Annotated in this window: 21 protein-coding genes; 14 read left to right on the top strand and 7 right to left on the bottom strand. The window is 68.0% G+C overall.

All coding sequences use genetic code 11. The features are described 5' to 3' along the window. Window positions 1–82 precede the first annotated feature (82 nt). Together WT24_RS05225 and WT24_RS05220 are read right to left on the bottom strand one after the other, a co-directional pair. Complete coding sequence (locus WT24_RS05225) at window positions 83–382, bottom strand: DUF4148 domain-containing protein (RefSeq protein WP_059505405.1); 300 nt, start codon at window positions 380–382, stop codon at window positions 83–85. 286 nt (window positions 383–668) lie between these two features. Further along, a complete protein-coding gene (locus tag WT24_RS05220) occupies window positions 669–926 on the bottom strand; it encodes a hypothetical protein (RefSeq protein WP_006478949.1) in 258 nt (85 codons plus the stop codon). 610 nt (window positions 927–1,536) lie between these two features. Here WT24_RS05220 and WT24_RS05215 point away from each other — a divergent pair. Together WT24_RS05215 and WT24_RS05210 are read left to right on the top strand one after the other, a co-directional pair. Next, complete coding sequence (locus WT24_RS05215; RefSeq protein WP_059789545.1) at window positions 1,537–2,433, top strand: LysR family transcriptional regulator; 897 nt, start codon at window positions 1,537–1,539, stop codon at window positions 2,431–2,433. A 118-nt stretch (window positions 2,434–2,551) separates the two neighbouring features. Beyond that, a complete protein-coding gene (locus WT24_RS05210) occupies window positions 2,552–3,184 on the top strand; it encodes a LysE family translocator (protein ID WP_179949313.1) in 633 nt (210 codons plus the stop codon). 70 nt (window positions 3,185–3,254) lie between these two features. Here WT24_RS05210 and yddG read toward each other — a convergent pair whose 3' ends face one another. Both yddG and WT24_RS05200 read right to left on the bottom strand, forming a co-directional pair. Beyond that, window positions 3,255–4,196: an aromatic amino acid DMT transporter YddG gene (gene yddG / locus WT24_RS05205; protein ID WP_156441753.1), complete on the bottom strand. Its 942-nt coding sequence runs from the start codon at window positions 4,194–4,196 to the stop codon at window positions 3,255–3,257. Window positions 4,197–4,775: 579 nt separating this feature from the next. After that, window positions 4,776–6,461 carry a metallophosphoesterase family protein gene (locus tag WT24_RS05200; protein ID WP_060031637.1) on the bottom strand — a complete coding sequence of 562 codons (1,686 nt, stop codon included), beginning with the start codon at window positions 6,459–6,461 and terminating at the stop codon, window positions 4,776–4,778. Window positions 6,462–6,782: 321 nt separating this feature from the next. On the opposite strand from WT24_RS05200, the gene WT24_RS05195 reads away from it, so the two are divergent. The 7 genes from WT24_RS05195 to WT24_RS05165 all read left to right on the top strand — a co-directional run bounded on the left by WT24_RS05195 (window position 6,783) and on the right by WT24_RS05165 (window position 12,071). Then, on the top strand, window positions 6,783–7,082 hold the full coding sequence (locus WT24_RS05195; RefSeq protein ID WP_059505398.1) for a YXWGXW repeat-containing protein: 300 nt from the start codon (window positions 6,783–6,785) through the stop codon (window positions 7,080–7,082). A gap of 226 nt (window positions 7,083–7,308) precedes the next feature. Next, on the top strand, window positions 7,309–8,094 hold the full coding sequence (locus tag WT24_RS05190) for an RNA polymerase sigma factor (protein WP_082742101.1): 786 nt from the start codon (window positions 7,309–7,311) through the stop codon (window positions 8,092–8,094). Beyond that, entirely contained in the window at window positions 8,091–8,510 is a 420-nt protein-coding gene (locus tag WT24_RS05185) for a hypothetical protein (protein WP_059789542.1), read from the top strand. The genes WT24_RS05190 and WT24_RS05185 overlap by 4 nt, the downstream gene beginning before the upstream one ends. Then, complete coding sequence (locus WT24_RS05180) at window positions 8,507–9,010, top strand: periplasmic heavy metal sensor (RefSeq protein ID WP_059505394.1); 504 nt, start codon at window positions 8,507–8,509, stop codon at window positions 9,008–9,010. The genes WT24_RS05185 and WT24_RS05180 overlap by 4 nt, the downstream gene beginning before the upstream one ends. A 229-nt stretch (window positions 9,011–9,239) precedes the next feature. Further along, the gene (locus tag WT24_RS05175) at window positions 9,240–10,634 is read left to right on the top strand and encodes a DUF1800 family protein (protein WP_060031634.1); all 1,395 of its coding nucleotides are present in this window, start codon (window positions 9,240–9,242) and stop codon (window positions 10,632–10,634) included. A gap of 2 nt (window positions 10,635–10,636) precedes the next feature. Further along, entirely contained in the window at window positions 10,637–11,794 is a 1,158-nt protein-coding gene (locus WT24_RS05170) for a DUF1501 domain-containing protein (protein ID WP_060031630.1), read from the top strand. Between the two features lie 58 nt (window positions 11,795–11,852). Further along, window positions 11,853–12,071, top strand: coding sequence for a YXWGXW repeat-containing protein (locus WT24_RS05165; protein ID WP_059505388.1), 219 nt, complete (start codon window positions 11,853–11,855; stop codon window positions 12,069–12,071). Between the two features lie 126 nt (window positions 12,072–12,197). Here WT24_RS05165 and WT24_RS05160 read toward each other — a convergent pair whose 3' ends face one another. Beyond that, entirely contained in the window at window positions 12,198–13,394 is a 1,197-nt protein-coding gene (locus WT24_RS05160) for a tyrosine-type recombinase/integrase (protein ID WP_060031627.1), read from the bottom strand. Window positions 13,395–13,690: 296 nt separating this feature from the next. Between WT24_RS05160 and WT24_RS05155 the strand changes: the two genes are divergently transcribed. Next, window positions 13,691–14,071 carry a DUF4377 domain-containing protein gene (locus WT24_RS05155; protein WP_059505384.1) on the top strand — a complete coding sequence of 127 codons (381 nt, stop codon included), beginning with the start codon at window positions 13,691–13,693 and terminating at the stop codon, window positions 14,069–14,071. A gap of 9 nt (window positions 14,072–14,080) precedes the next feature. Here WT24_RS05155 and WT24_RS05150 read toward each other — a convergent pair whose 3' ends face one another. Next, window positions 14,081–15,466: a DHA2 family efflux MFS transporter permease subunit gene (locus tag WT24_RS05150; RefSeq protein ID WP_059789537.1), complete on the bottom strand. Its 1,386-nt coding sequence runs from the start codon at window positions 15,464–15,466 to the stop codon at window positions 14,081–14,083. Window positions 15,467–16,296: 830 nt separating this feature from the next. Here WT24_RS05150 and WT24_RS05145 point away from each other — a divergent pair. Continuing rightward, entirely contained in the window at window positions 16,297–16,974 is a 678-nt protein-coding gene (locus WT24_RS05145) for a hypothetical protein (protein WP_082741793.1), read from the top strand. Between the two features lie 11 nt (window positions 16,975–16,985). Here the strand turns inward: WT24_RS05145 and WT24_RS05140 are convergent, their stop codons facing one another. Further along, window positions 16,986–18,212, bottom strand: coding sequence for an acyltransferase (locus WT24_RS05140; RefSeq protein ID WP_060031624.1), 1,227 nt, complete (start codon window positions 18,210–18,212; stop codon window positions 16,986–16,988). A 492-nt stretch (window positions 18,213–18,704) separates the two neighbouring features. On the opposite strand from WT24_RS05140, the gene WT24_RS05135 reads away from it, so the two are divergent. The 3 genes from WT24_RS05135 (at window position 18,705) to WT24_RS05125 (ending at window position 19,969) form a co-directional block, all read left to right on the top strand. Then, window positions 18,705–18,941, top strand: a complete 237-nt coding sequence (locus WT24_RS05135; RefSeq protein ID WP_059789726.1) for a hypothetical protein — start codon at window positions 18,705–18,707, stop codon at window positions 18,939–18,941. Then, on the top strand, window positions 18,928–19,344 hold the full coding sequence (locus WT24_RS05130) for a type II toxin-antitoxin system VapC family toxin (RefSeq protein WP_179949311.1): 417 nt from the start codon (window positions 18,928–18,930) through the stop codon (window positions 19,342–19,344). Before WT24_RS05135 ends, WT24_RS05130 begins: the two co-directional genes overlap by 14 nt. A 421-nt stretch (window positions 19,345–19,765) precedes the next feature. Then, window positions 19,766–19,969 (top strand): cold-shock protein, encoded by a 204-nt coding sequence (locus WT24_RS05125; protein ID WP_006483056.1) that lies wholly within the window; start codon window positions 19,766–19,768, stop codon window positions 19,967–19,969. The last annotated feature ends 430 nt before the right edge of the window (window positions 19,970–20,399 follow it).

Below are 20,399 nucleotides of genomic sequence, written 5' to 3'. Positions count from 1 at the left end.
GCGCGCCGGAACGCAACGAGCCCGTCGCTGGACGGGCTCGTCTCCGGTGCGGGCCGCACGCGCGTGGCGCGCAGCGGCACGCTTAGTGGCCGAAGTAGACCGAGTCGCGCGGGTTCCGTGCGCGGCCGGCCGGTGCGCCACTCTCGACGGCTGCGGCCGGTTGCGAACCGAAGCCGCTGTTGTCGATGCCATGCACGCGGGCTTGCGCGGCCTGGATGTCGGCCGGGTAGTACGGGCTCGACTGGCTGGGCTTGTAGCCGGCGTTCTCGAGCTGGACCAGTTCGTTGCGCACCTGGGCGCGGGTCACGGTGCTTTGTGCGAATGCGCCGAACGAGGCGGACAGCGCGACGGCGGCGGCGACTGCGGAAACGAGCGATTTCATGATGACCTCCGATGTTTATTGGCTTTCCGCGTTCGACACCATGTCGTCAGCGGTTGATTACATCGTAGGCGCCGGCTTACCTAGGGTAAACGTGAGTTTGAGTGAAAGATCGTTGCGCTCGGAGTAATAATTTCGAGGCAGACATGTACTGTCCCCATGCTGTATTGCGGGGATTGCAGACAATACTGGGAAAGTGAAGGGCGGGATGTCGTGCACGGGCGCACAGGCGCGCACCCGGCTGCGCAGGACCGGCGAATGTCTCGCGGCGGGATCGCGTCAGGGCTGCTCAGACCCCGTCGTCGTCGATTTCCTTGCGCTCGCGGCGTTCCTCGTTGCCGCGGCGCGCGCGCAGGCGCTGGCGCGACAGGACTGCGATCACCTGCTGGGTCGGCGCGCCGGAGGGCAGCTCGTTGCGGATGCGATCGGGGACCATCGGCAGGCCCGCGCGCTGCCGGCGCAGCGCCTTGGCGATCGCGCGGCGGCATTCGTCGCCATGGCAATCCCATTCATCGCGGATTCTCTGACAATAACGGCATTGTTCCATTCATCTAGTCTAACGCGTCTTCGGAATTGAAGCAGGGCTTGGCGCCGGACGTACCATGCGTCAGGCGGCAGAGGCGCCGGCGGCTCCGAATGCAGGTGCTGGGCAGACTGAACCGGACTACGAATCAAGTGAGCCGGAACGGTTCGCCTACAACTTCGTTTTTCCATCCTTCTCCATACGGAATCCTTGCGCGTGGACGGGGCCGGCGCGCGTCATCGGAGCGACCAGATACCCCAGATTGCGATCAGCAGGCCAAGGCCCAGTCCGCAGCCCAGCAACACATAGGTTTCCATTTCGTGCCTTTGAAAACATGGCAACGCCGACATCGGCATACGTGCAGCAAAACCGGTCCCGTATCGGGCCGTCCGTGGCGGCGATACGCCCGGTCTGCGAATACTGCGCGTTGCAGCTTTCAGAACGCATGTGCGATCGGTTGCATGCAGCGTGCCGGCGGTTCGATCGTGCGTCGTACCCGAGCGTCGCGCGAGGCATTCGGCGCGCGCGTGGCGAGGTGCGCCTGTCGGCTGCGTGACCGTCGCATCGGTTCAATATAATTCAAGTCGATCAGTCGCTTCATGTACGACATACAACCCCCGAACAAGGAAACCCGATGACGCTCGCCCAGTTGCAGGCACTGGCCGCCGTGGTCGAACTCGGCTCGCTGACGGCCGCGGCGGACCGGCTCAGCCGCAGTCAATCCGCGATCAGCCACGCGCTGACGGAGCTGGAGGACATCACGCAGGTCAAGCTGCTCTGGCGCGACCGGCAACCGGTCGTCCTGACGGCGGCCGGCGAACGCCTGTGGCCGTATGTCCAGAGCGTGGTGCGGGAAGCACAGATGCTGCGCCAGCAGTTCAGCCTGTCGCGCGGCAAACTCGAAGGGAAGCTGGTGGTCGCGTCGCTGCCGAGCGTGTCGCTGGCGTTCGTCGTTCCCGCGCTCGAGGCGTTGAAGGAGATGCACCCCGGCGTATCGGCGGTGCTGCTCGAAGGGACGGACAGCGAAGTCGAAGGGTGGATCGACGACGGGACGGCCGACGTCGGCGTGGTCGCCGGCGCGAAGACGTTCGCGCACAACCTGCCGTTGCTCGACGAGGATTTCGTCGCGGTGGCGGCCGACGACAGGTTCGTTGGCCGCAAGAGCGTGTCGGCCAGACAGTTGGCCGGGGCGCCGTTCATTTTCTCGAAGGCGGGATGCGGGCCGGTGATCGCGGATTACTTCGCGCGCGGCGGCGTACCGCTTCGGGCCGCGTTCAACGTGGTCGAGATGCGCACGATCCTGTCGATGGCGGAGGCCGGCATGGGCGTATCGATCGTGCCGCGCATCACGCTCACGTACACGCCGTTCGGCGGCCGCGTGCTGGCACTGTCTCCGCGGCTGCATCGCTCCGTGCGATTGGCGTGGAATACCGCCGGCAACGCAGTTACCGACGCGTTCGTGCGGCTCGTCGACGCGCAACGTGCGAAGGCGGAAAAGGCGATTCGGACGCGCGCGAAAAAGGGCCGATAGCGACTGGCGCGCACGATGAACGGCGCTCATGAGGGGCTTGCAGTTTATTCATGCCACCGATGGCCGAGATGCAATACATTGTTCGAACCTCGTTGTCGTTGCCATGAAGGAGCGTGCCGTGCCGGCCTTGCCCACCCTCGTTGCGTTCGGACTCGTGTCGCTCGGTATGGTGCTGACGCCGGGACCGAACATGATCTATCTGGTGTCGCGCTCGATCTGCCAGGGCCGCCGCGCCGGGCTGGTGTCGCTCGGCGGCGTCGCGCTGGGATTCGTGTTCTACATGGTGTGCGCGGCAGTGGGCATCACCGCGCTGGTGATGACCGTGCCGTATGCGTACGATGCGCTGCGCGTGGCCGGCGCGCTGTATCTGGCGTACCTGGCGTGGCAGGCGCTGAAACCGGGTGGGCGCTCCGCATTCCAGGTCCGGCAGTTGCCGCACGACAGCCGCGTCAGGCTGTTCGCGATGGGCCTCGTCACGAATCTCGCGAACCCGAAGATTGCGGTGATGTATCTGTCTTTGCTGCCGCAATTCGTCGTGCCGGGGCACGGCAGCGTGCTCGCGCAATCGCTGGCGCTCGGCTGCGTGCAGATCGCGGTGAGCGTCAGCGTCAATGCGCTGATTGCCTGCGCGGCCGGGTCGATCGCGGGTTTTCTTGCAGGGCGGCCGCTCTGGGCCGCGGTTCAGCGCTGGTTGATGGGGACGGTGCTGGCGGGGCTGGCTGTGCGGATTGCGCTGGAATCGCAGCGTTAGGGCGCGGCGGTCGACGCGTCGGCGCATGGCCGGCCGCGATCCGGCCTTCAGTCGACGGCACCCGCCATCGTCACCCGTGGCAATTGCCTTCGGCCTCCTTGGCGATCCGCGCGGGCTCGGCCTCGTCGCGCCGCCTGCGCGTCGCGAGCCAGCACAGGATCGAGCCGCCGCACACCATCGCCGCGCCTTGCCAGAATTCGGCCGACAGCGGCGCATCCAGCAGCGCGGCGGCGAAGGCGGCGGCGAGCACCGGCGTGAAGTACGATGCGCCGACGATGATCGTCACGTTGCCGTGCATGATGCCGGTGTTCCAGGCCGCATAGCCGAACCCGAGCGCCGACGCCGCGAGCACGAGGTACACGATCGCATGAAAACTGAACGTCATGCCGCCGCCGCCTTCGATCGCGAACTTGATCCAGAGCACCGTGGCGACCAGCATGAAGAACGGCGTGACGCCGTTCTTGCCGTCGGCGATGCGCGCGGTCACCGTGCAATAGCCGGCCCAGATCAGCGCGCCGAAGAACGCCAGGCCGTAGCTGAGCGGATTGTCCGCGACGTTGCGCAGCATGCCGGCCGGATCGAGCCCCTGGTCGCCGCCGAGCACCCGGCAGATGCCGAGCATCGACAGCAGGACGCCGGGCACGACCAGCAGGTTCGCGCGCTGCTTGTTGAACACGATGGCGGCGACGAGCGTGAGGCTCGGCCACAGATAGTTGACCATCGCGACCTCGATCGCTTGCCGACCGTTGCTCGCGTAGCCGATCGACAACGCCAGGCACAGCTCGTACGACACGAACAGCAGCCCGCCCCACAGCAGATAGTTTTTCGGAAATCGGCTCAGGTCGGGGAAGCCGATCGAGAACACCAGAAGCACGGATGCCACCGTGTAGATCATCGCCGCGCCGCCGGTTGCGCCGAGGCTTTCGCTGACCCCGCGAACGAGCGCGACCACCGAGGCCCATAACAGCACCGCGCCGAGCCCGATGAGCGTTGCCTTGTTCTTGCGTTTCATGCGTGCTGCCTGTTTCAACATGCCCATTCGATTTCGGCTGATGTGAGTCCGCCTGCGCGTGCCGCCATCACGAACGGCGAGACAACGGGAAGATTTCGCGGGAAACGCGCATTTTACGGTGGGGCGGCGGTTGCAGCGACGCAGGTGGATCGGCGCGTACGATCGATTGGGTCGCGCGAGCCGATCGCACGTAGTCGATACGCCACGCGGCGCCGATTCCCGATCGCGCGGGTCCGATCGCGTCGAGCATCGCATTCCCGTCGGACCGAGCGTGGTGACAAGGAGGAAGCCGGGTTCCTCGGTCGACAGTTCGATCGGCGGTCGGCCGCCGGTCGCATCGCGAATTTCGAGCCGTCGTTCGTATGGACCGACGCCGATGTCGCGATGTGCTTGCCGCAGCATCGTTGCGATGGCATGGAATACGCCGGCCGAAGGAGGAGGTGGACGCGTGCGAATGCGGTATTCGAAACGCATCCGCATGGACCGGTGTGCGCGGCGGCAGTGCAACTTGCGCCGCACCTGCCGTCCGCCGACGGTAACGCATCGGGCGCCCGCCGCGGCGAGCACCCGATGCGTCGATCACCGCTCGCGCCGCTTCTTGCTCAGCTCGATCGTCTCGAACAGTTCGTACTGCGCGGTCGGGTGCTGATCGGCGCCCGGCGCATGGTAGTAGCGCATCGTGATCGTCGTGTGGCCGCCCGGTTTGCCCGGATCGTGGTCGAACACCGCGATTCCGTAGCCGGTGCCCGTATCGCGGCGCGCGGACCAGATCGCGTCCTCGAGCGCATCGGCCGGCTGGCGCACGAACGTGTTCGGCGCGGTGCCCGGCACCGGCCGGTTCGGCTTCGTGAACACCTTCGCCTGCGCGAAGCCGGTCGACGGGTTTTCGCCGTACACGTCGAGCGGCGCGCTGGTGCCGCCGCCGCCGAGGATCAGGTGGATCGTGCCGTGGCTCGTGTCGAACGTCGTACGGTTCGGATCGTTCGAGCCGACCGGCCGCGGCTGCAGCGTCTCGACCACTTCGCCGGTTTTCGCATCGACGCCCGCGCGGTGATTGCAGCCGCGCACCGGGTAGCTGCGCTCGTAGTCGTGATCGTGGCCGCACAGCACGAGATCGACGCCGTAACGGTCGAACAGCGGCAACCATGCTTCGCGAATGCCCTTGTCGGACCCGTTGCCCGTCTTCGACGAACTGAGCGCGTCCTGATGCATCTGCACGACGATCCAGTCGATGTCGTCGTCATGCGCGGCATGACGCAGCGTGCGCTCGAGCCAGCGCGTCTGCTCGCCGTTGCTGTAGCCGCGCACGTAGAACGACGTGCCGGGCTCGATCGGCGGGCGGCCGGTGCTCGCGGCCGGCACGAGCGGCGCAGGGCCGCCGACGAACGCGGCGGCATCCTGGTACACGACGTCGTCGGCGTCGAGCGACACGAACAGCACGGAGCTCACGCGGAAGCTGTACCAGCGGCCCGGAAAATGCGTGCCGTTCTCCGGCAGCGTATAGCGTGCAAGGTACGAGTCGAGCCCCTGCGGACCGTTGTTGAATTCGATCTCGTGATTGCCGGGGCATGGCATCCACGGACGATTCGCGGCCGACGTCTGGTTGTTGTTGCCGAAATCGCGCCACACGTCCGGCTGGTGCGCGGGGTTCAGGTTCGCGTAGCAGAGGTCGCCGTTCAGCAGGTGGAACAGCGGCTGGAACTGCTCGACGGCCTGCACCGCGAAGCGGCTCTGCGGCGACGACAGCACCCACGTGCCGTTCGGCGTCGCGAGATCGCCGTAGCTCGTGAAACGAAACGGCGCCCGGCCGCGCGGCGCGGTCGAGAAATTCGCGGAAAACGGCTGCGCGGCATTGCTGTCGTTGTCGGCGGTGATCTCGTAGCGGTAGCGCGTATCCGGCTTCAGCCCGTGCACGCGCGCATGGTACGCGAACACGGTCTCGCCGTTCAGGCCGTCGGTGTACAGGCGCTGGACGCCGTGCACGGTGCGCGCCGGCTCGCCGTCGGCGACGATGCGCGCGCGCGGATTGACGGCCGCGGCGAGCGACGCCCACGAGATCACGACTTCGGACGTCGGGTCGTTGCCCCACGTCAGGTGAACCTGCTCGGGCGTACCGTCCGGATTCGACGCGGCGGCACGGGCTGCCGCGAGCCCGCCGGCGGCGGTGGCGAGGCCGGAGACGCCGGCAAGTTTCAGGAAGCCGCGACGCGACACGGAGGCGGCCGGCTCGTTCGGCTGGTCAGGGAGAGTGTCCTGGTTCGACATGGTCGGTGTTTTCGTTGAAGGGACGCGAGACGTGGAACCGCGCGGCCATGCGCGAACACGGCCGGGGCGTGGGCCGGAAACGAGCGGGATCCCGGTCGCATGCATTGTCGAAGGGCAGTTTTGCCGCGTTGTGACAGTGCCGCAACCCTGCGCCTGCGGCGGCCGATGTGCAGGGGCGCGCGTCGCGGCCTGCGATCCGCTTCCGCGCACGTTCGATTCCCCGAAATTAATTTGCCGATACCGCGACGGATTTCTCCCGCTTGCTCCGTTTAACGCATGAACGACCGCTTCCGGTCGATGCCCGTTATTTCGGAGTCTTTCATGAAACTTTCTGTTCCATTGCGATTGGCCGCCGGTTGCCTGGCTGCGCTCGCGACGTCGGCCGCATTCGCGCAGGCCGTCATCGTCGCGCCTTACGCGCCGCCGCCGCCGCGCGTCGAAGTGATGCCGGCCCCCCGTGCGGGTTACGTCTGGGATCAGGGGCACTGGCATTGGCGGCAGGGCCGCTACGTATGGATTCCGGGCCACTGGCAGGTCGTGCGCGTCGGTTACCGCTGGGTGCCCGGACACTGGGCCGCGCGCGGCCCGGCCTGGCGCTGGGTGCCGGGCCACTGGGCCTGACGTGCACGCCGGCGCGCGGCACGCGGTGCCGGCGCAGCGGATTTTTCACGCAACATCATGAGTCGTGGCGATGCCTTTTCGAACCATCGTGATACTGGCGGTCGCAGCCATCGTGCTGGCCGGCTGCGTCGTGGTGCCGGCCCGTCCGGTGTATTACCGGCCCGCGCCGGTCGTCGTATATTGAGCGCGCCGGCCGACGGTCGCGCGGCCGGCCGACAGGATCGACATGCGGCGCGAACCGGATGTCGATGAAACCGGCACGGCCGACGCCGTGTGCGATGCCGGGCGCGACGCGCGCGGCGTCGACGAAGGGGCGGCATGGCGCCGTCCAGCGATGGCCCGACGCATGCAAGGAGAGCACGACGATGAGCTTCAGCCGGGCGGCGGGGATCCCTGCCGTGACAGTGCGGTGCCCGCGCGCCGCGCGACGGAGCAGGCGACGTTGAACGATCGCGGCGACCGCGATCCGGACGCGGAACTCGTCGCGCGCGTCGGTGCGCGCGATGCGTCGGCGGTACGCGTGCTCGTCGCGCGCAAGCTGCCGCGGCTGCTCGCCCTGGCGACGCGCATGCTTGGCGACCGGAACGAAGCCGAGGATGTCGCGCAGGAGACGTTCCTGCGAATCTGGAAGCAGGCGCCGCGCTGGCGGGAAGGCGAAGCCCGCTTCGACACGTGGCTGCATCGCGTCGTGCTGAACCTGTGCTACGACCGGTTGCGAGGCCGCCGCGAGGAGCCCGTCGACACGCTGCCCGACGTGCCCGACACGCAACCGGAGCCGGCCGCGCATGCGGAGCTGCGTTCGCGCGACGCGCGCGTGCGGCGGGCGCTGGCCGCGTTGCCGCCGAGGCAGCGGGAAGCGCTGGTGCTCCAGTACTATCAGGAAATGTCGAATGTGGAAGCGGCCAACCTGATGGGCATCACCGTCGATGCGCTGGAAAGCCTGCTTGCCCGTGCGCGGCGCAACCTGCGCGCGCAACTGGCCGGCGACCCACCTAGCGAGGACAAGCGATGACACCCGAACGATTTCGTACCATCGTCGCCGCGTACGGCTCGGACGCGCGGCGCTGGCCGGCCGGCGAGCGCGCTGCCGCCGAGGCATGGGCGCATGCGAACCCGCGCGAAGCGCTGCTGGCGCTCGACGAGGCGGCCGACCTCGACGCATGGCTCGCATGCGACACGGTCGCGCCGCCCGCGCCGGCGCTCGTCGAGCGCATCGTCGCAACGGCGCCCGCGCCGCAGCGCGCACGCCGGCGCGGCGCCGTATGGTGGTCGGGCGCGGCGTTCGCCGGCGTCGGCCTGGCCGGCGCGCTCGCGGGGGCGGTGGCCGTGTCGATGCTGATGCTCGGCAGCGCGCCGTCGGTACAGCACGAGCCGGGCTATCTGACGACGACGTTCGGCGGTCCGAGCGTGGACGGGGGCGACGAATGACCGAGCGCGGCTGGAAATTCACCCTCGTCGGCTCGGTCGTGCTGAACGTGTTCATGCTCGGCGCGATCGGCGGCGGCGCATATCAATGGTTCTCGACCTACCGCGACCAGCATGTGCCCGGCACGCCCGCATCGCGTACCGCGTTGCGTTTCGCGGCGGATGAATTGCCCGATGCGCGCCAGCGCGAGTTCGCCGCCGTGCTGAAGGCGGCGCGCAAGAGCGGCCGCGATTTCGCGCGGGAAGGGCGCGACGGCCGGATCACCGTGCTGGACCTGCTTGCCGCGCCGCAACTCGATCGCGCGGCGATCGACGCCGCGCTCGACCGTACGCGCGCGGCCGACACCGCGCTGCGGGCGCAGGTCGAGCGCAGCGTCGTCGATTTCGCGGCGACGCTGACGCCCGACGAGCGCGCGAAGTTCGTCGACGGGTTGCAGCGTAGCGGCAACTGGCGTTTGCCGCCGAAGCTGCAGAAGAAGCCCGACGCATCGGCGAGCGAGTAAAAGGAAACCGTGCGCGGGCGGCCCGCGATTCGATCTGCGTGTTGCTCGCGCGTCATGCGTATGCCGGTTCCGGCGAGTCGCGCGGTCGTCGTCCGTTGACGATGCATGCCGCCGTGCTGCGAAACTTCCGCCTGCCGTTTCCCCGATCGCAAAAAATATTTCCCCTCCCGCGACGGATTTCCCGGTGCCCTTACGTTGAACGTGAGTACGCACCGCAAGAGAGCCCGTCATGGACCACCCGAACGACTCCACGCCGGCCGCGATCGCGCTGAACCGTTTCGGCCTCGGCGCGCGAGCCGACGAAGCACCGCCCACCGACCCGAAGGCCGCCTTGCTTGCCCAGTTCGACCGATACGACGCACGGCCGGCCGCATGGGCCGGCGAGCCGGACGCGGTTACGCTCGCGACGCGCTTCGCGAACACCCGCAACGCGATGACGAGCGACGACGCGGCCGCCAAGCGCGCAACCGCGCAGTCGATCCGCCGCGACGGCTACGACGCGTATCGCAGCGCAGTCGCCGCGCGCATGAACAGCGCGCTGAGCACGCCCGCGCCGTTCGTCGAGCGTCTCGTGCATTTCTGGGCGAACCATTTCGCGGTATCGATCGACAAGGGGCAGGTGGCCGCATACGCGGGGGCATTCGAACGCGACGCGATCCGCCCGTACGTGCTCGGCCGTTTCGAGGACATGCTCGTCGCCGTCGAGCAGCATCCGGCGATGCAGACGTTCCTCGATCAGGCGCGCTCGGTCGGCCCCGACAGTCCGGCCGCGCTGCGTGCGCAAGCACGCAATCCTTCCGCGAAGCGAGGGCTCAACGAGAACCTCGCACGCGAAATCATGGAACTGCATACGCTCGGCGTGCGCACCGGTTACACGCAGGCCGACGTGACGGAATTCGCCCGCGCGTTGACCGGCTGGAGCATCGCCGGCGGCCGCGGGCCGCAACCGGGCGATGCGGCGCCCGGCGCATTCGTGTTCCGCCCGAATCTGCACGAACCGGGCACGCGCACGGTGATGGGCCGCACCTACGATCGGCCGGGCGAAGCGCAGGCGCGCGCGATCCTGCACGATCTCGCGCGATCGGAGGCGACCGGCCGGCACATCGCATTCAAGCTCGCCCGTCATTTCGTCGCCGATACGCCGCCGCCCGCGCTGACCGAACGGCTCGCGCGTGCGTTCGATGCGAGCGGTGGCGACCTGCCGGCCGTCTATCGCGCGCTCGTCGACGCGCCCGACGCGTGGTCGCCGGTCGACCGCAAGTTCAAGACGCCGTGGGAGTGGGCCGTATCGTCGCTGCGCGGGCTCGGCTGGCGCGACACCGGCGATCTGAAGGCCGCGCCGCTGCTGGCTCAACTCGGCCAGCCGGTGTGGCGGCCGGGCTCGCCGGCCGGCTACGACGACGTCGCCGCGAGCTGGGCCGCGCCCGACGCGCTCGTGCGCCGCGTCGAGATCGCGCAGCGCCTGGCCGCGCGCACGGGCGACCGGCTCGACCCGCGCACGCTCGGCAACACGCTGCTCGCCGGTTCGATGAGCGCGCCGACCGCGACCGCGCTCGCGCGCGCCGAAAGCGCGACGACGTCGCTTGCGCTGCTGCTCGTGTCGCCCGATTTCCAACGGAGATGACCATGGCACTGTCCCGCCGACAATTTCTCAGCGTTGCCGCCGCCGGCACGGGAGCGATCCTCGTTGCGCCGCGGATCGTGTTCGCGAATGTCGATACCGACCGGCGCTTCGTGTTCGTGATCCAGCGCGGCGCGGCCGACGGCCTGAACATCGTCGTCCCGTACGCGGAGCCCGCGTATGCGTCGCTGCGCGGCCCTCTCGCGATCGACACGGCGGCCGCGACGAAGCTCGACGGTACGTTCGCGCTGCATCCGTCGCTCGCGCAGACCGCGCAGTTGTATCGCGACGGTCAGGCGCTGTTCGTCCATGCGATTGCATCGCCGTATCGCGACCGCTCGCATTTCGACGGCCAGAACGTGCTCGAAACGGGCGGCCGTGCGCCGTACCAGGTGAAGGACGGCTGGCTGAACCGGCTCGCCGCGCTGCTGCCGGCGACGCGCGACAGCGCGATCGCATTCGCGCCGACCGTGCCGCTCGCGCTGCGCGGCGCGGTGCAGGCCGCGTCGTATGCGCCGTCCGGCTTACCGGCCGCGCCGGACGATCTGCTCACGCGCGTGTCGGCGCTCTACGAAGCCGACGCGCAGCTCGGCCCGTTGTGGCAAGCGGCGATGGAGGCGCGCGGTCTCGCCGGCGATGCGCATGCACGGCAGGATCCGGCCGGCGTCGGCAAGCTCGCCGCGACGTTTCTCGCGCGCGACGACGGCCCGCGGATCGCGATGATCGAGACGGGCGGCTGGGATACGCACAGCGGGCAGAACGCGCGGCTCGCGAATCAGTTGAAGGCGCTCGATACGATGCTCGCCGCGCTGCGCGACGGCCTCGGGCCTGCGTGGCGGCAGACCACGGTGCTGGTCGCGACCGAGTTCGGCCGGACGGCCGCGGCGAACGGCACGGGCGGCACCGATCACGGGCAGGCGTCGGTCGCGATGCTCGCGGGCGGCGCGGTGGCAGGCGGCCGCGTGATCGCCGACTGGCCGGGGCTGCGGCCCGGCGATCTGTACGAGGGGCGCGACCTGAAGCCGACTGCGTCGCTCGACGCGCTGATCGCGGGCGCGGCTGCCGAAAGCCTGCGGCTCGATCCCCGCCGCACCGCGGCAGCGCTGTTCGCGGAAAGCGGCGCTACGCGGCCGATGAGCGGCCTGATTCGCGGGGCCGCGTGACGCGGCACGTATCGGCGATTGGCCCCGCCGATCGATTACACAACAGGGAGAATCGACAATGAAGATCCGATCCGTTTCGCTCGCCGTGCTGGCGAGCGCGAGTGCCGTGCTGATGTCCGCGTGCGTGGTCGAACCCGTGCGGCCGCCGCAGCCGGCGCCCGTCGTCGAGGTGGCGCCGCCGCCGCCCGCGCCCGGCTATCGCTGGGCCAAGGGGCATTACCGGTGGGCCGGCAATCACTGGGCGTGGGTGCCCGGGCATTGGGTGGCGGTGTACTGACACGGCAAGCGTGTCGACGTGTCGTGCGGCGAGATCAACGTGCCGGAGACGCGCGACCGTGCGAAGTGCCGCAGCAACGGTGGATCCGGCGGGATCGACCTCGTCCGTCGAGCGGCGGAACGCAGTCTAGTCCCACCCGATCCGGTGCTTCTCTTCCGTCTCGCGATGGCGCCAGTCGTCGTCCGCGTGAAGATACTGGCTCGTCGTCGTGAGCGACACATGGCCGAGGTTGTCGCGCACGAGCCGCAGGTCGACGCGGCCGTCGGCCATGTGCGAGCCCGCGCTGTGACGCAGCCAGTGCGCGGACGCCTGTTCCAGCACGCGCGCCGGCTGCTCGCCGGCATCCCCTCGAGCACGCAGCCGGTCGGCCGCGAGCCGGAACACCTGCTTCACGATCCGGTGCAGCGCCGCGCGCGTGAGCGGCTTGCGCGTCTGGCCGAGCGGCAGCACGAGCGGCGTCGATTCGTCGTCGAGCGGCAGCGCGGGCAGGCCGTGCGCGCGTCGGTAGCGCGCCAGCTCGGCCATCATCTCGTCGGTGGCCGGCACGAGCCGCTGCCGGCCACCTTTGCCCGTCACGTCGAGCCACCAGCGCTCGTGCCCGTTCGCATCGCGCCGGCAGAAGAATTGCCCCATCGTCGTATCGGCCGCTTCGGTGATGCGCAGCCCGCCGAGATACAGCAGCGTGAACAGCCAGCGTGCGCGATCCGCATGGAAGCATGCGCGGGCATCGTCGCGCGGCATCGCGGCGATCGCGTCCTTCACCGATTGCCACAGCGGCTGCCCGAGATGGCGCGTGACGCGCGGCGAGGGCCGGCGCTGCCGCTGTCGCGACAACGCGAGCGGATTGCCGGCCAGATAGCCGGCCTGCACGAGCCACGAGAACATCACGTTCAGGATCACCAGCGCCTGCCGCTGGCTGGCTGCCGACAGCGGCCCGTAAAACGGCCGCCAGCGCGGATCGTCGCGCGGATGCTTGCGGCCGCCGTTCGCGCACCACAGATCGGCCGGCGCGGGCGCAAGCAGGAACTGCCGGTAGACCGCGAGATCCTCGTGCGTGAGCGACGACAGCGGCTTGCCGCACGCGATCACGGCCCACAACAGCAGGCGTTCGGCTTCCTTGCGGTAGTTCTGGAACGTGGTCGGCGTATCGACGAAGCGGGCGAGCCACGCGCGCACGGCGTCGAGGTCGTTGGTCGCGGCGATCTGCGGATGCGCGCTGCCCGAGCGGTTGGTGCCCGTGCGTCCGTCGAGCGCGGCCGGCACGGCCAGCGTATCGATCGGCAGCGGGCGCAGCGCGGTGTCGGACGGAACGGATGAGGTCATGCGAAGGGAACGCGCCGTGCGAACCGCGCGGGCTTGGCCTGGTGGACGAACGCGGCGCGCCAAGGCGTATCGGAAAGCGTCGATGGTACACGATCGCCGTACGGTGAAGCCGCTGTCGACGGCGATCGCGTGGCCGGCGATGATGCGCGCGGCTGCGCCGGAACAGCGTAACGTATCGGCTCGCGCGCGACATCCGATGAATGAGCGTGCTCGAACGCGCTCCGTAAGGTGTTCGTGAACCTTCTCTCCGGGCGGCTCGTCTAATTGGCCCTTCAACGCTTCCGGAGGCATATCAGATGATTCGCAAGATCCGAACGCTGCTTGGCGCGGCCATCCTGGCCGGCAGCACGCTCCTCGCCGGATGCCAGACCGATGCGGCGGCCACCGCGTCGAACGCCGCCCGCCCGGCCGACGGCGAGCCCGTGGCCAAGACCGTCTACGTCGCGCCGCAGTCCGCGCGTTGCACGGGCGTCGCGCCGATGGAGTGCCTACAGGTGCGTAGCAGCCCGAGCGAGCCGTGGAGCCTGTGGTACGCGGGGATCGAAGGGTTTGCGTACCAGCCCGGCTACCTGTACACGCTCGAAGTCGACGAATACCGCGTCGCGCGGCCGCCGGCCGACGGCTCGTCGATCCGCTGGGTGCTCAAGCGCGTCGTCGAGCGCCGCCAGGTGAACTGACGGCCGCGATCACGCGGAAGGGCGCGCCGCCGCACCGGCCGGCGCGGCCGTATCGATCCGCCGGAACACGACGGACGACAGCAGGGTCACCGCGCCCATGCACGCGAACGACAGCATGAACCCGTGCGCCGTCGAGCCCCGATAGGCGGCGAACAGATTGACGAGCCCGCCGCCGATCGACACGCCCAGCCCCATCGCGAGCATTTGCATCATCGTGAACAGGCTGTTGCCGCTGCCCGCGTCGGCGTGCGACAGCCCCTTGAGCGTCACGCCGTTCATCGCCGCGAACTGCATCGAATTCGCCGCGCCGAACACGATCAGCAGCACGCCTTCCAGCACCGGCGCGGGCCGCGCCGACACCAGCGCGAACCCCGCGATCGCGCAGCCGACGATCCCCGTATTCACGACCAGAAACGCCGCATAGCCGAAGCGCTTCACGAGCGGCGCGATCCACCGCTTCGCGATGACGCCCGCGATTGCGGCCGGCAGCATCATCAGCCCCGATCGCAGCGGCGTATAGCCGAGCTGCACCTGCATCAGCAGCGGCAGCATGAACGGTACCGAACTCGTGCCGATCCGGCACAGCAGGTTGCCGAGCAGCCCCGACCCGAAGTTCGGCTCGCGGAACAACCCGAGCCGGAACAGCGGCTGCGTGCGTCGCCGCGCGTGGGGCAGGTACGCCAGCGCGCTCACGAGGCCGAGCCCGGCGAGCGCGGCAGACCACGCGGCGCGGTGCGTGGACATCGGCGGGTCGATCGCGAGCGACAGCGCGATCATCGCGGCCGACAGCAGCGCACAGCCGACGAAGTCGAACGGCGGCGGCTGCGTCGCCTGGTCGTGCGGCAGATAGCGCTGAACCGCGATGAAGCCGATCACGCCGACCGGCACGTTGACGATGAACACCCAGTGCCACGAAATCGCCTGCGTGAGCCAGCCGCCGAGCGTCGGCCCGACGATCGGGCCGAGTTGGCCGGCGATCGACACGAACGCGATCGCCGCGACGTACTGTTCGCCCGGCACGCGGCGCAGTACGGCGAGCCGCCCGATCGGCAGCAGCATCGAGCCGCCGATGCCCTGCACGGCGCGCGCGACGACGAGCTGGCCGAGCGTGTGCGATGCCGCGCAGCCGATCGACGCGAGCACGAACACGAGGATCGCGACCGAGAACACGCGGCGCGTGCCGAACCGGTCGGCGAGCCAGCCGGAGGCCGGCGTGAGCATCGCCATCGTGAGCGTGTAGACGACCACGACGGGCTGCATCGCGAGCGGCGACGCATGCAGGCTTTGTGCGATCGAGGGCAACGCGGTGTTGACGATCGTCGTATCGAGCGACTGCATGAAGAAGGCAGCGGCGACGATCCAGAGCAACGCGGAATGTGTGGGTTCCCGGGACATGGCGAAATCGGTGGTACGAAGGTCGGTGCCGGTGCAGGGTCGTGCGGCGCCCGCTCGATGGTACCGATTCCGCCGGTCGTCGGGAAGCGGTCTCGCCAACCGCATCGGGGACATGATCCGGCTTTCCGCTTCTGCATCCGTTCGACGACGTCGCACGACCTGAGCCGACCGGGCTCGTGCAGCATGTCGTGCGTGGCCGGACAAGATGCATGCGCATGCATCGGTATTCATCCTGCTTCGTCGCGCCGGATCGTGCATCGGCGACGCCCGGGCCCGGCACGAAGCTGCATTTTTGCAACGCATTTTCAATGCGCCGTTCCGTACGCGACCGATCGCAACGGCAATGCGCGTGCGCTGACGGCCGTCCGGCTTCGCTCCGCGGGCATTGCGCCATCAATGCGCGGTCGACACGCAACACGGTACATCGCGTGTTTGGGTGTCGCTCGCCGAATACGGATACGTTCATGAAACATTTCCGCTCGATTGCGACTCGCGCCACCACCTGTGCCGACTGATGGCGCTTTTTCCGCTTCGGTCAGCGCCGCATGGCACGCCCTTTGCGGTTCACCCGATGCCGCCCGCGCCGACGAATTTCGCCAGAACGATCCGCGCATCGGCGGCATGTAACGACATCGAAACAAACGGGGAACCGGATCGGGTCGCGCGCGCCGTGTGCCACGGCGCATGCGCAGCGCGTGTCGTATCGGCCACGCGCACCGCGCAACGCGCTCCGATCCGTCGAACAGCAAGCGTGCTTGCAAGGTGTCGTGCCGGGGTTCGCATCGCGCATCGCGACGAAGGTCGCGTGTAGGGCGCGTCGCGCCCGGCACATGTCGGGGGAGGCGCCCGTGAAAACGACGGTGAATCAATGGGCAGCGGTCGCGGCGATGTTCGTCGCGAGCGCGCATGCGCAGGAAATCTACCTGCAGGGCGGCACGCAGGGCGTCGGCATCGGGGCGGCCGTGAGCTTCAATTCGATGCTGGGCGCGCACGCGGATTTCAACGCGATCGATCTGACACATGACTTCACGGTAGCCGGCAATCGCTATCAGGACGACCTGAAGCTGCGCCAGGGCGGCCTGTATGCCGATGTCTTTCCGTGGCGAGGCAGCGGCTTTCGCGCGACGCTCGGGTTGCGCTTCAACGACGACGAGCTTCACGGCGTGTCCGTACCGACCAACGGAACCTACGTATTCGGCGGCAAGCGTTATCCGGCGCTTCCGGGCATGTATGCGGTCGCGCAAGCGCGTTATCCGACCGTGATGCCGTATGTCGGAATCGGCTACGGGCATCGGCCGGCGTCGAAAGGGCTCGGGTTCGTCGCCGATATCGGCGTCGCGTACGGGATACCGAAATGTTCGTACACGCTGTCGCCGGCACTGGCCGCGGCGGCCGGACCGGCGAAGAGCCAGGTGCTGATCGCGAGCGGGCTCGACTCGCTGCGGCAGACGATGTCGCGCTATCGGTGGTATCCGGTCCTGCAGATCGGCATCTCGTACCGTTTCTGAGCGCGCACGGGTCACGGCGTGACCGTTTGGCGCTCGCGAGCGGGCTCCGCCGCGCGGCGTGCCGGGCGGGCGTCGTGGCGCTTGGCGATGAACGGATGCTCGACGTAGCGGTAAGTCAGCAGCGCACAGAAGACGGCAACCAGCGCGCACGCCAGCGCGAGCGCCCAGATGCCCGAATCGTCGACCGAATTGATCGGGAAGACGAAATTGTTGAACGCGTGAACGATCATGTACACGATCACCATGTGGATCATGTAGATGCTGAAACTGGCGGTGCCGAGCAGCGCGAGCGGCCGGGTCTTGAGCACGCCGTAGAACGTGTTCCCGCTGGCGATGCAGAGAAACGCCGGTAGCAGCGGCAGTGCGCCCGCGATCGAATACCGTTCGGCGGGAGACGGAGACATCGCGAGAATCAGCAGCGCGACCGTCGCCGCCGGTTTCGTGGCGAGCCGCGCACGGACCGCGGGGTGCCGCGACACCTCGTAGGCCACCGCGCCGAACGCGAACAGCAGCGCCATGCCGCCGGGCGGCCCGAACAGCGCCGCGCAGGCCGTGACGATCGCGAGCGCAAGCAGCTTGCGCCACGCACGCGTGGCGACGAACCACGCGAGAAACGGAACGGCGACGTAGAACCGCCATTCGTAGGCGAGGGTCCACCAGACGCCGCTCAGATACGGGGTGCGCTGCGCCCCGTTGATCGGGAACGCGCCGAACCAGCCGAGCGAAACGGTCTTGAGCAGGTCGGCCAGCAACTGCGTCGGTGCGTCGACGGCATGGCGGGGAAACCAGTAAAGCGTGCAGACGACGATGACGGCCGCGTAAAACAGATAGAGCGGCGCGAGGCGTCGTACGCGTCCGACGAAAAAGGTCCGCACGTCGAGCGTGCCTCTGCATGCGCGTTCCCAGAACAGCAGGCCGGTGACCATGAAGAACATCGCGACGGGAATCGTCCCGAGATTGCGCAGGAAGTCGGTGCCGGCGCCCCAGACGCCGGTCGACAGCAATGCCTGGTTGCACGCGAAATGATGGAACACCACGGAGGTGGCCAGGAGGCCGCGAAACCCGTCGAGATTGCGATAGCGCATCGACAGCGACTTGTCGACGGCCGCTCGGTAGAACGGCACGTGCCGGGCAACCAGCCACGCGATGATCGCCACGGCCGCAACGCATGCCGGGAAGTAGAGTTTGTCGGGTGTCGGGGAGAACAGGGTTTCCAGAGAGGGCGTAACGAAGTCCACTGAAGAGCGTCTCGTGTCTTGGATCGGGATTTCAGGCACGGAGGGTCCGCGTCGATGCAAGGTCTTCTGCGCGCTTCGCACGGCGTTCGATCGCCGGTCTTGTGATCCGATGGTATCAAACGATGGCGACGGCCGCGGCCGGTTGTGCAACACGATGTTTCAGCGCGAATCGAGGCGACGGCCGGATTCGTGACGCTTGCCGCCGACGGCGCTCGCGGCGCAAATCCCGTTCCTCGCTGGCCGGGCATGCGTCGTGATCGACGGCGCTCGACTGGCCATCCGGCCGGCTTCCACGCCGTCCCGCTCCGGCTTACCTTGAGCGACAGCAGTTCGATGCGTCGGACCGGTGGCGGAAGATGGACGAAATTCTTGTCGTCGATTGCCGCAGGTCCGCGCCGACTCAGTGGTCCGTCCGGCCATGAAGGTGATAGCAATGCTTGCAATTTACCTTCATGGTGCTATCATTGATAGCAAATCTGGATGGAGGTACTCATGGCAAATCTTCTGGTGCGTAACGTGGATGACACTATCGTTCAAAGCCTGCGCGAGCAGGCAGCGGCCAATGGCAGGAGCGCCGAGGCCGAACATCGGGCCATTCTGGCCGACGCGCTCGGCCGGCCGAAGCGGCGGACTTTCGCGCAAGTGCTGATGAGCATGCCGGAGGTTGGCGAAGACGCGGATTTCCAACGTATTCAGGATTCAGGCGAGGTCCGGCGTGTTTTTGATTGATACGAACGTCATCAGCGAAATCAGGAAGGGCAAGCGAACCAACCGCGGCGTGCGGGCGTTCTTCAGGCAGGCCGAAGCGGACGCGAGCCCGCTTTACCTGTCGGTCGTGACGGTGGCCGAGTTGCGGCGCGGTGTCGATCTGATCCGTCATCGCGGCGATCACAGCCAGGCGTCGGCGCTCGAGGCCTGGATCGCGATGATCCTGTCCGGCTATGCGCCGAACATCCTGCCGGTCGATATCGAGATCAGCCAGATGTGGGGGCATTTGCGTGTGCCCGATCCGACGCACGAACTCGACAAGCTGATCGCAGCCACCGCGCTGATCAACGATCTGACGGTCGTCACGCGCAACGTCGACGATTTCGCCCGCACCGGCGTCCGGTTGCTGAATCCGTTCGACTAGTCGCGGCGGCCGCCCGACGTCGTGTGAAGTCGGGCGGCCAGGCTAGCGCACGACGTCTGGCTCCCGTGGCCGGCTCGACACGGCCGCCACATTTCGCGCTCCGGGCACCGAATCGTCTGCCGGCGCGCTTTCGCGGCGCAACTCCGCCTTTTACCGTCCATGCTCCCGTCCCGACAGACGATGTAACGCGCTCGACCGATCGGCCACCTTGACGGCGCCTGAAGGTCCGCGCTTGTGCGCTGCATCAAAATAACTTGACGAGGCGGTCGTTACCGCGTAGTGTCCGAGACCGAAGTCGTCAAGAAGTCCGATTGCTCATCATTGGCCGCACACCGTGCGGCAGTCGTTGGTCTCTCCCTCTTTGATTCTTTCTGTGCCCGTCGCGGGCGCATGTTCAATTATTTGTATTAAGGAAGTATTTGTGGATACCGGTACCGTCAAGTGGTTCAACGAAACCAAGGGCTTTGGTTTCATTTCCCCGGACAACGGCGGCGACGATCTGTTCGCCCATTTCTCGGAAATTCGCGGCACGGGCTTCAAGACCCTGGCCGAAGGCCAGAAGGTCAGCTTCGAAGTGAAGCGCGGCCCGAAGGGTCTGCAAGCGTCGAACATCACGCCGCAGTAAGCCGCATCGGCAGCGGTCGCCGAGCGGCGGCCGCTGCCGGATGGAGTATCGCGCGGGGCGCCGCATGACGGCGGCCTGTGCGTTCCGATGCGCACGACCGATGCATCGCGACATTCACGATGCATCGGTCGTGACGCCTCCCTCATCGCATGCGTGACCCGCGTGCGACGCAACGCCCTCGCGAAGCGCCTGGCGCTTCGCCTGCGCATCACCGCTTCAACGCATCAACCCGAGCAGGCCGCCGCCATGCCCCGTAGCCGGCGCGGTCCCGACTTGCGCGGCGCTCATTGCGCCGCCGCCACCGACCGCCCGAACGCCGCAACGCGCCGGGCTCCGATCGCAAGACAGGCCAGTGGCCCGTCTGAACGAACCGATCCCGGCCGCCTGCCGGCCGCCGTCCCGTTTGGGGGAGCCGGCGCCGGGCAGTCGC

It is taken from the genome of Burkholderia sp. MSMB1078WGS (assembly GCF_001528895.1).
Classification (GTDB): domain Bacteria; phylum Pseudomonadota; class Gammaproteobacteria; order Burkholderiales; family Burkholderiaceae; genus Burkholderia.
Note: the sequence above shows the minus strand (reverse complement) of the source record. Positions and strands in the feature narration are given on the sequence as shown.

Bases quoted from the DNA above. Each gene is read 5' to 3' on its own strand.
- WT24_RS05225 (WP_059505405.1), bottom strand. From the start codon at position 382: ATGAAATCGCTCGTTTCCGCAGTCGCCGCCGCCGTCGCGCTGTCCGCC.
- WT24_RS05220 (WP_006478949.1), bottom strand. From the start codon at position 926: ATGGAACAATGCCGTTATTGTCAGAGAATCCGCGATGAATGGGATTGC.
- WT24_RS05215 (WP_059789545.1), top strand. From the start codon at position 1,537: ATGACGCTCGCCCAGTTGCAGGCACTGGCCGCCGTGGTCGAACTCGGC.
- yddG (WP_156441753.1), bottom strand. From the start codon at position 4,196: ATGAAACGCAAGAACAAGGCAACGCTCATCGGGCTCGGCGCGGTGCTG.
- WT24_RS05200 (WP_060031637.1), bottom strand. From the start codon at position 6,461: ATGTCGAACCAGGACACTCTCCCTGACCAGCCGAACGAGCCGGCCGCC.
- WT24_RS05195 (WP_059505398.1), top strand. From the start codon at position 6,783: ATGAAACTTTCTGTTCCATTGCGATTGGCCGCCGGTTGCCTGGCTGCG.
- WT24_RS05190 (WP_082742101.1), top strand. From the start codon at position 7,309: ATGCGGCGCGAACCGGATGTCGATGAAACCGGCACGGCCGACGCCGTG.
- WT24_RS05185 (WP_059789542.1), top strand. From the start codon at position 8,091: ATGACACCCGAACGATTTCGTACCATCGTCGCCGCGTACGGCTCGGAC.
- WT24_RS05180 (WP_059505394.1), top strand. From the start codon at position 8,507: ATGACCGAGCGCGGCTGGAAATTCACCCTCGTCGGCTCGGTCGTGCTG.
- WT24_RS05175 (WP_060031634.1), top strand. From the start codon at position 9,240: ATGGACCACCCGAACGACTCCACGCCGGCCGCGATCGCGCTGAACCGT.
- WT24_RS05170 (WP_060031630.1), top strand. From the start codon at position 10,637: ATGGCACTGTCCCGCCGACAATTTCTCAGCGTTGCCGCCGCCGGCACG.
- WT24_RS05165 (WP_059505388.1), top strand. From the start codon at position 11,853: ATGAAGATCCGATCCGTTTCGCTCGCCGTGCTGGCGAGCGCGAGTGCC.
- WT24_RS05160 (WP_060031627.1), bottom strand. From the start codon at position 13,394: ATGACCTCATCCGTTCCGTCCGACACCGCGCTGCGCCCGCTGCCGATC.
- WT24_RS05155 (WP_059505384.1), top strand. From the start codon at position 13,691: ATGATTCGCAAGATCCGAACGCTGCTTGGCGCGGCCATCCTGGCCGGC.
- WT24_RS05150 (WP_059789537.1), bottom strand. From the start codon at position 15,466: ATGTCCCGGGAACCCACACATTCCGCGTTGCTCTGGATCGTCGCCGCT.
- WT24_RS05145 (WP_082741793.1), top strand. From the start codon at position 16,297: ATGTCGGGGGAGGCGCCCGTGAAAACGACGGTGAATCAATGGGCAGCG.
- WT24_RS05135 (WP_059789726.1), top strand. From the start codon at position 18,705: ATGGCAAATCTTCTGGTGCGTAACGTGGATGACACTATCGTTCAAAGC.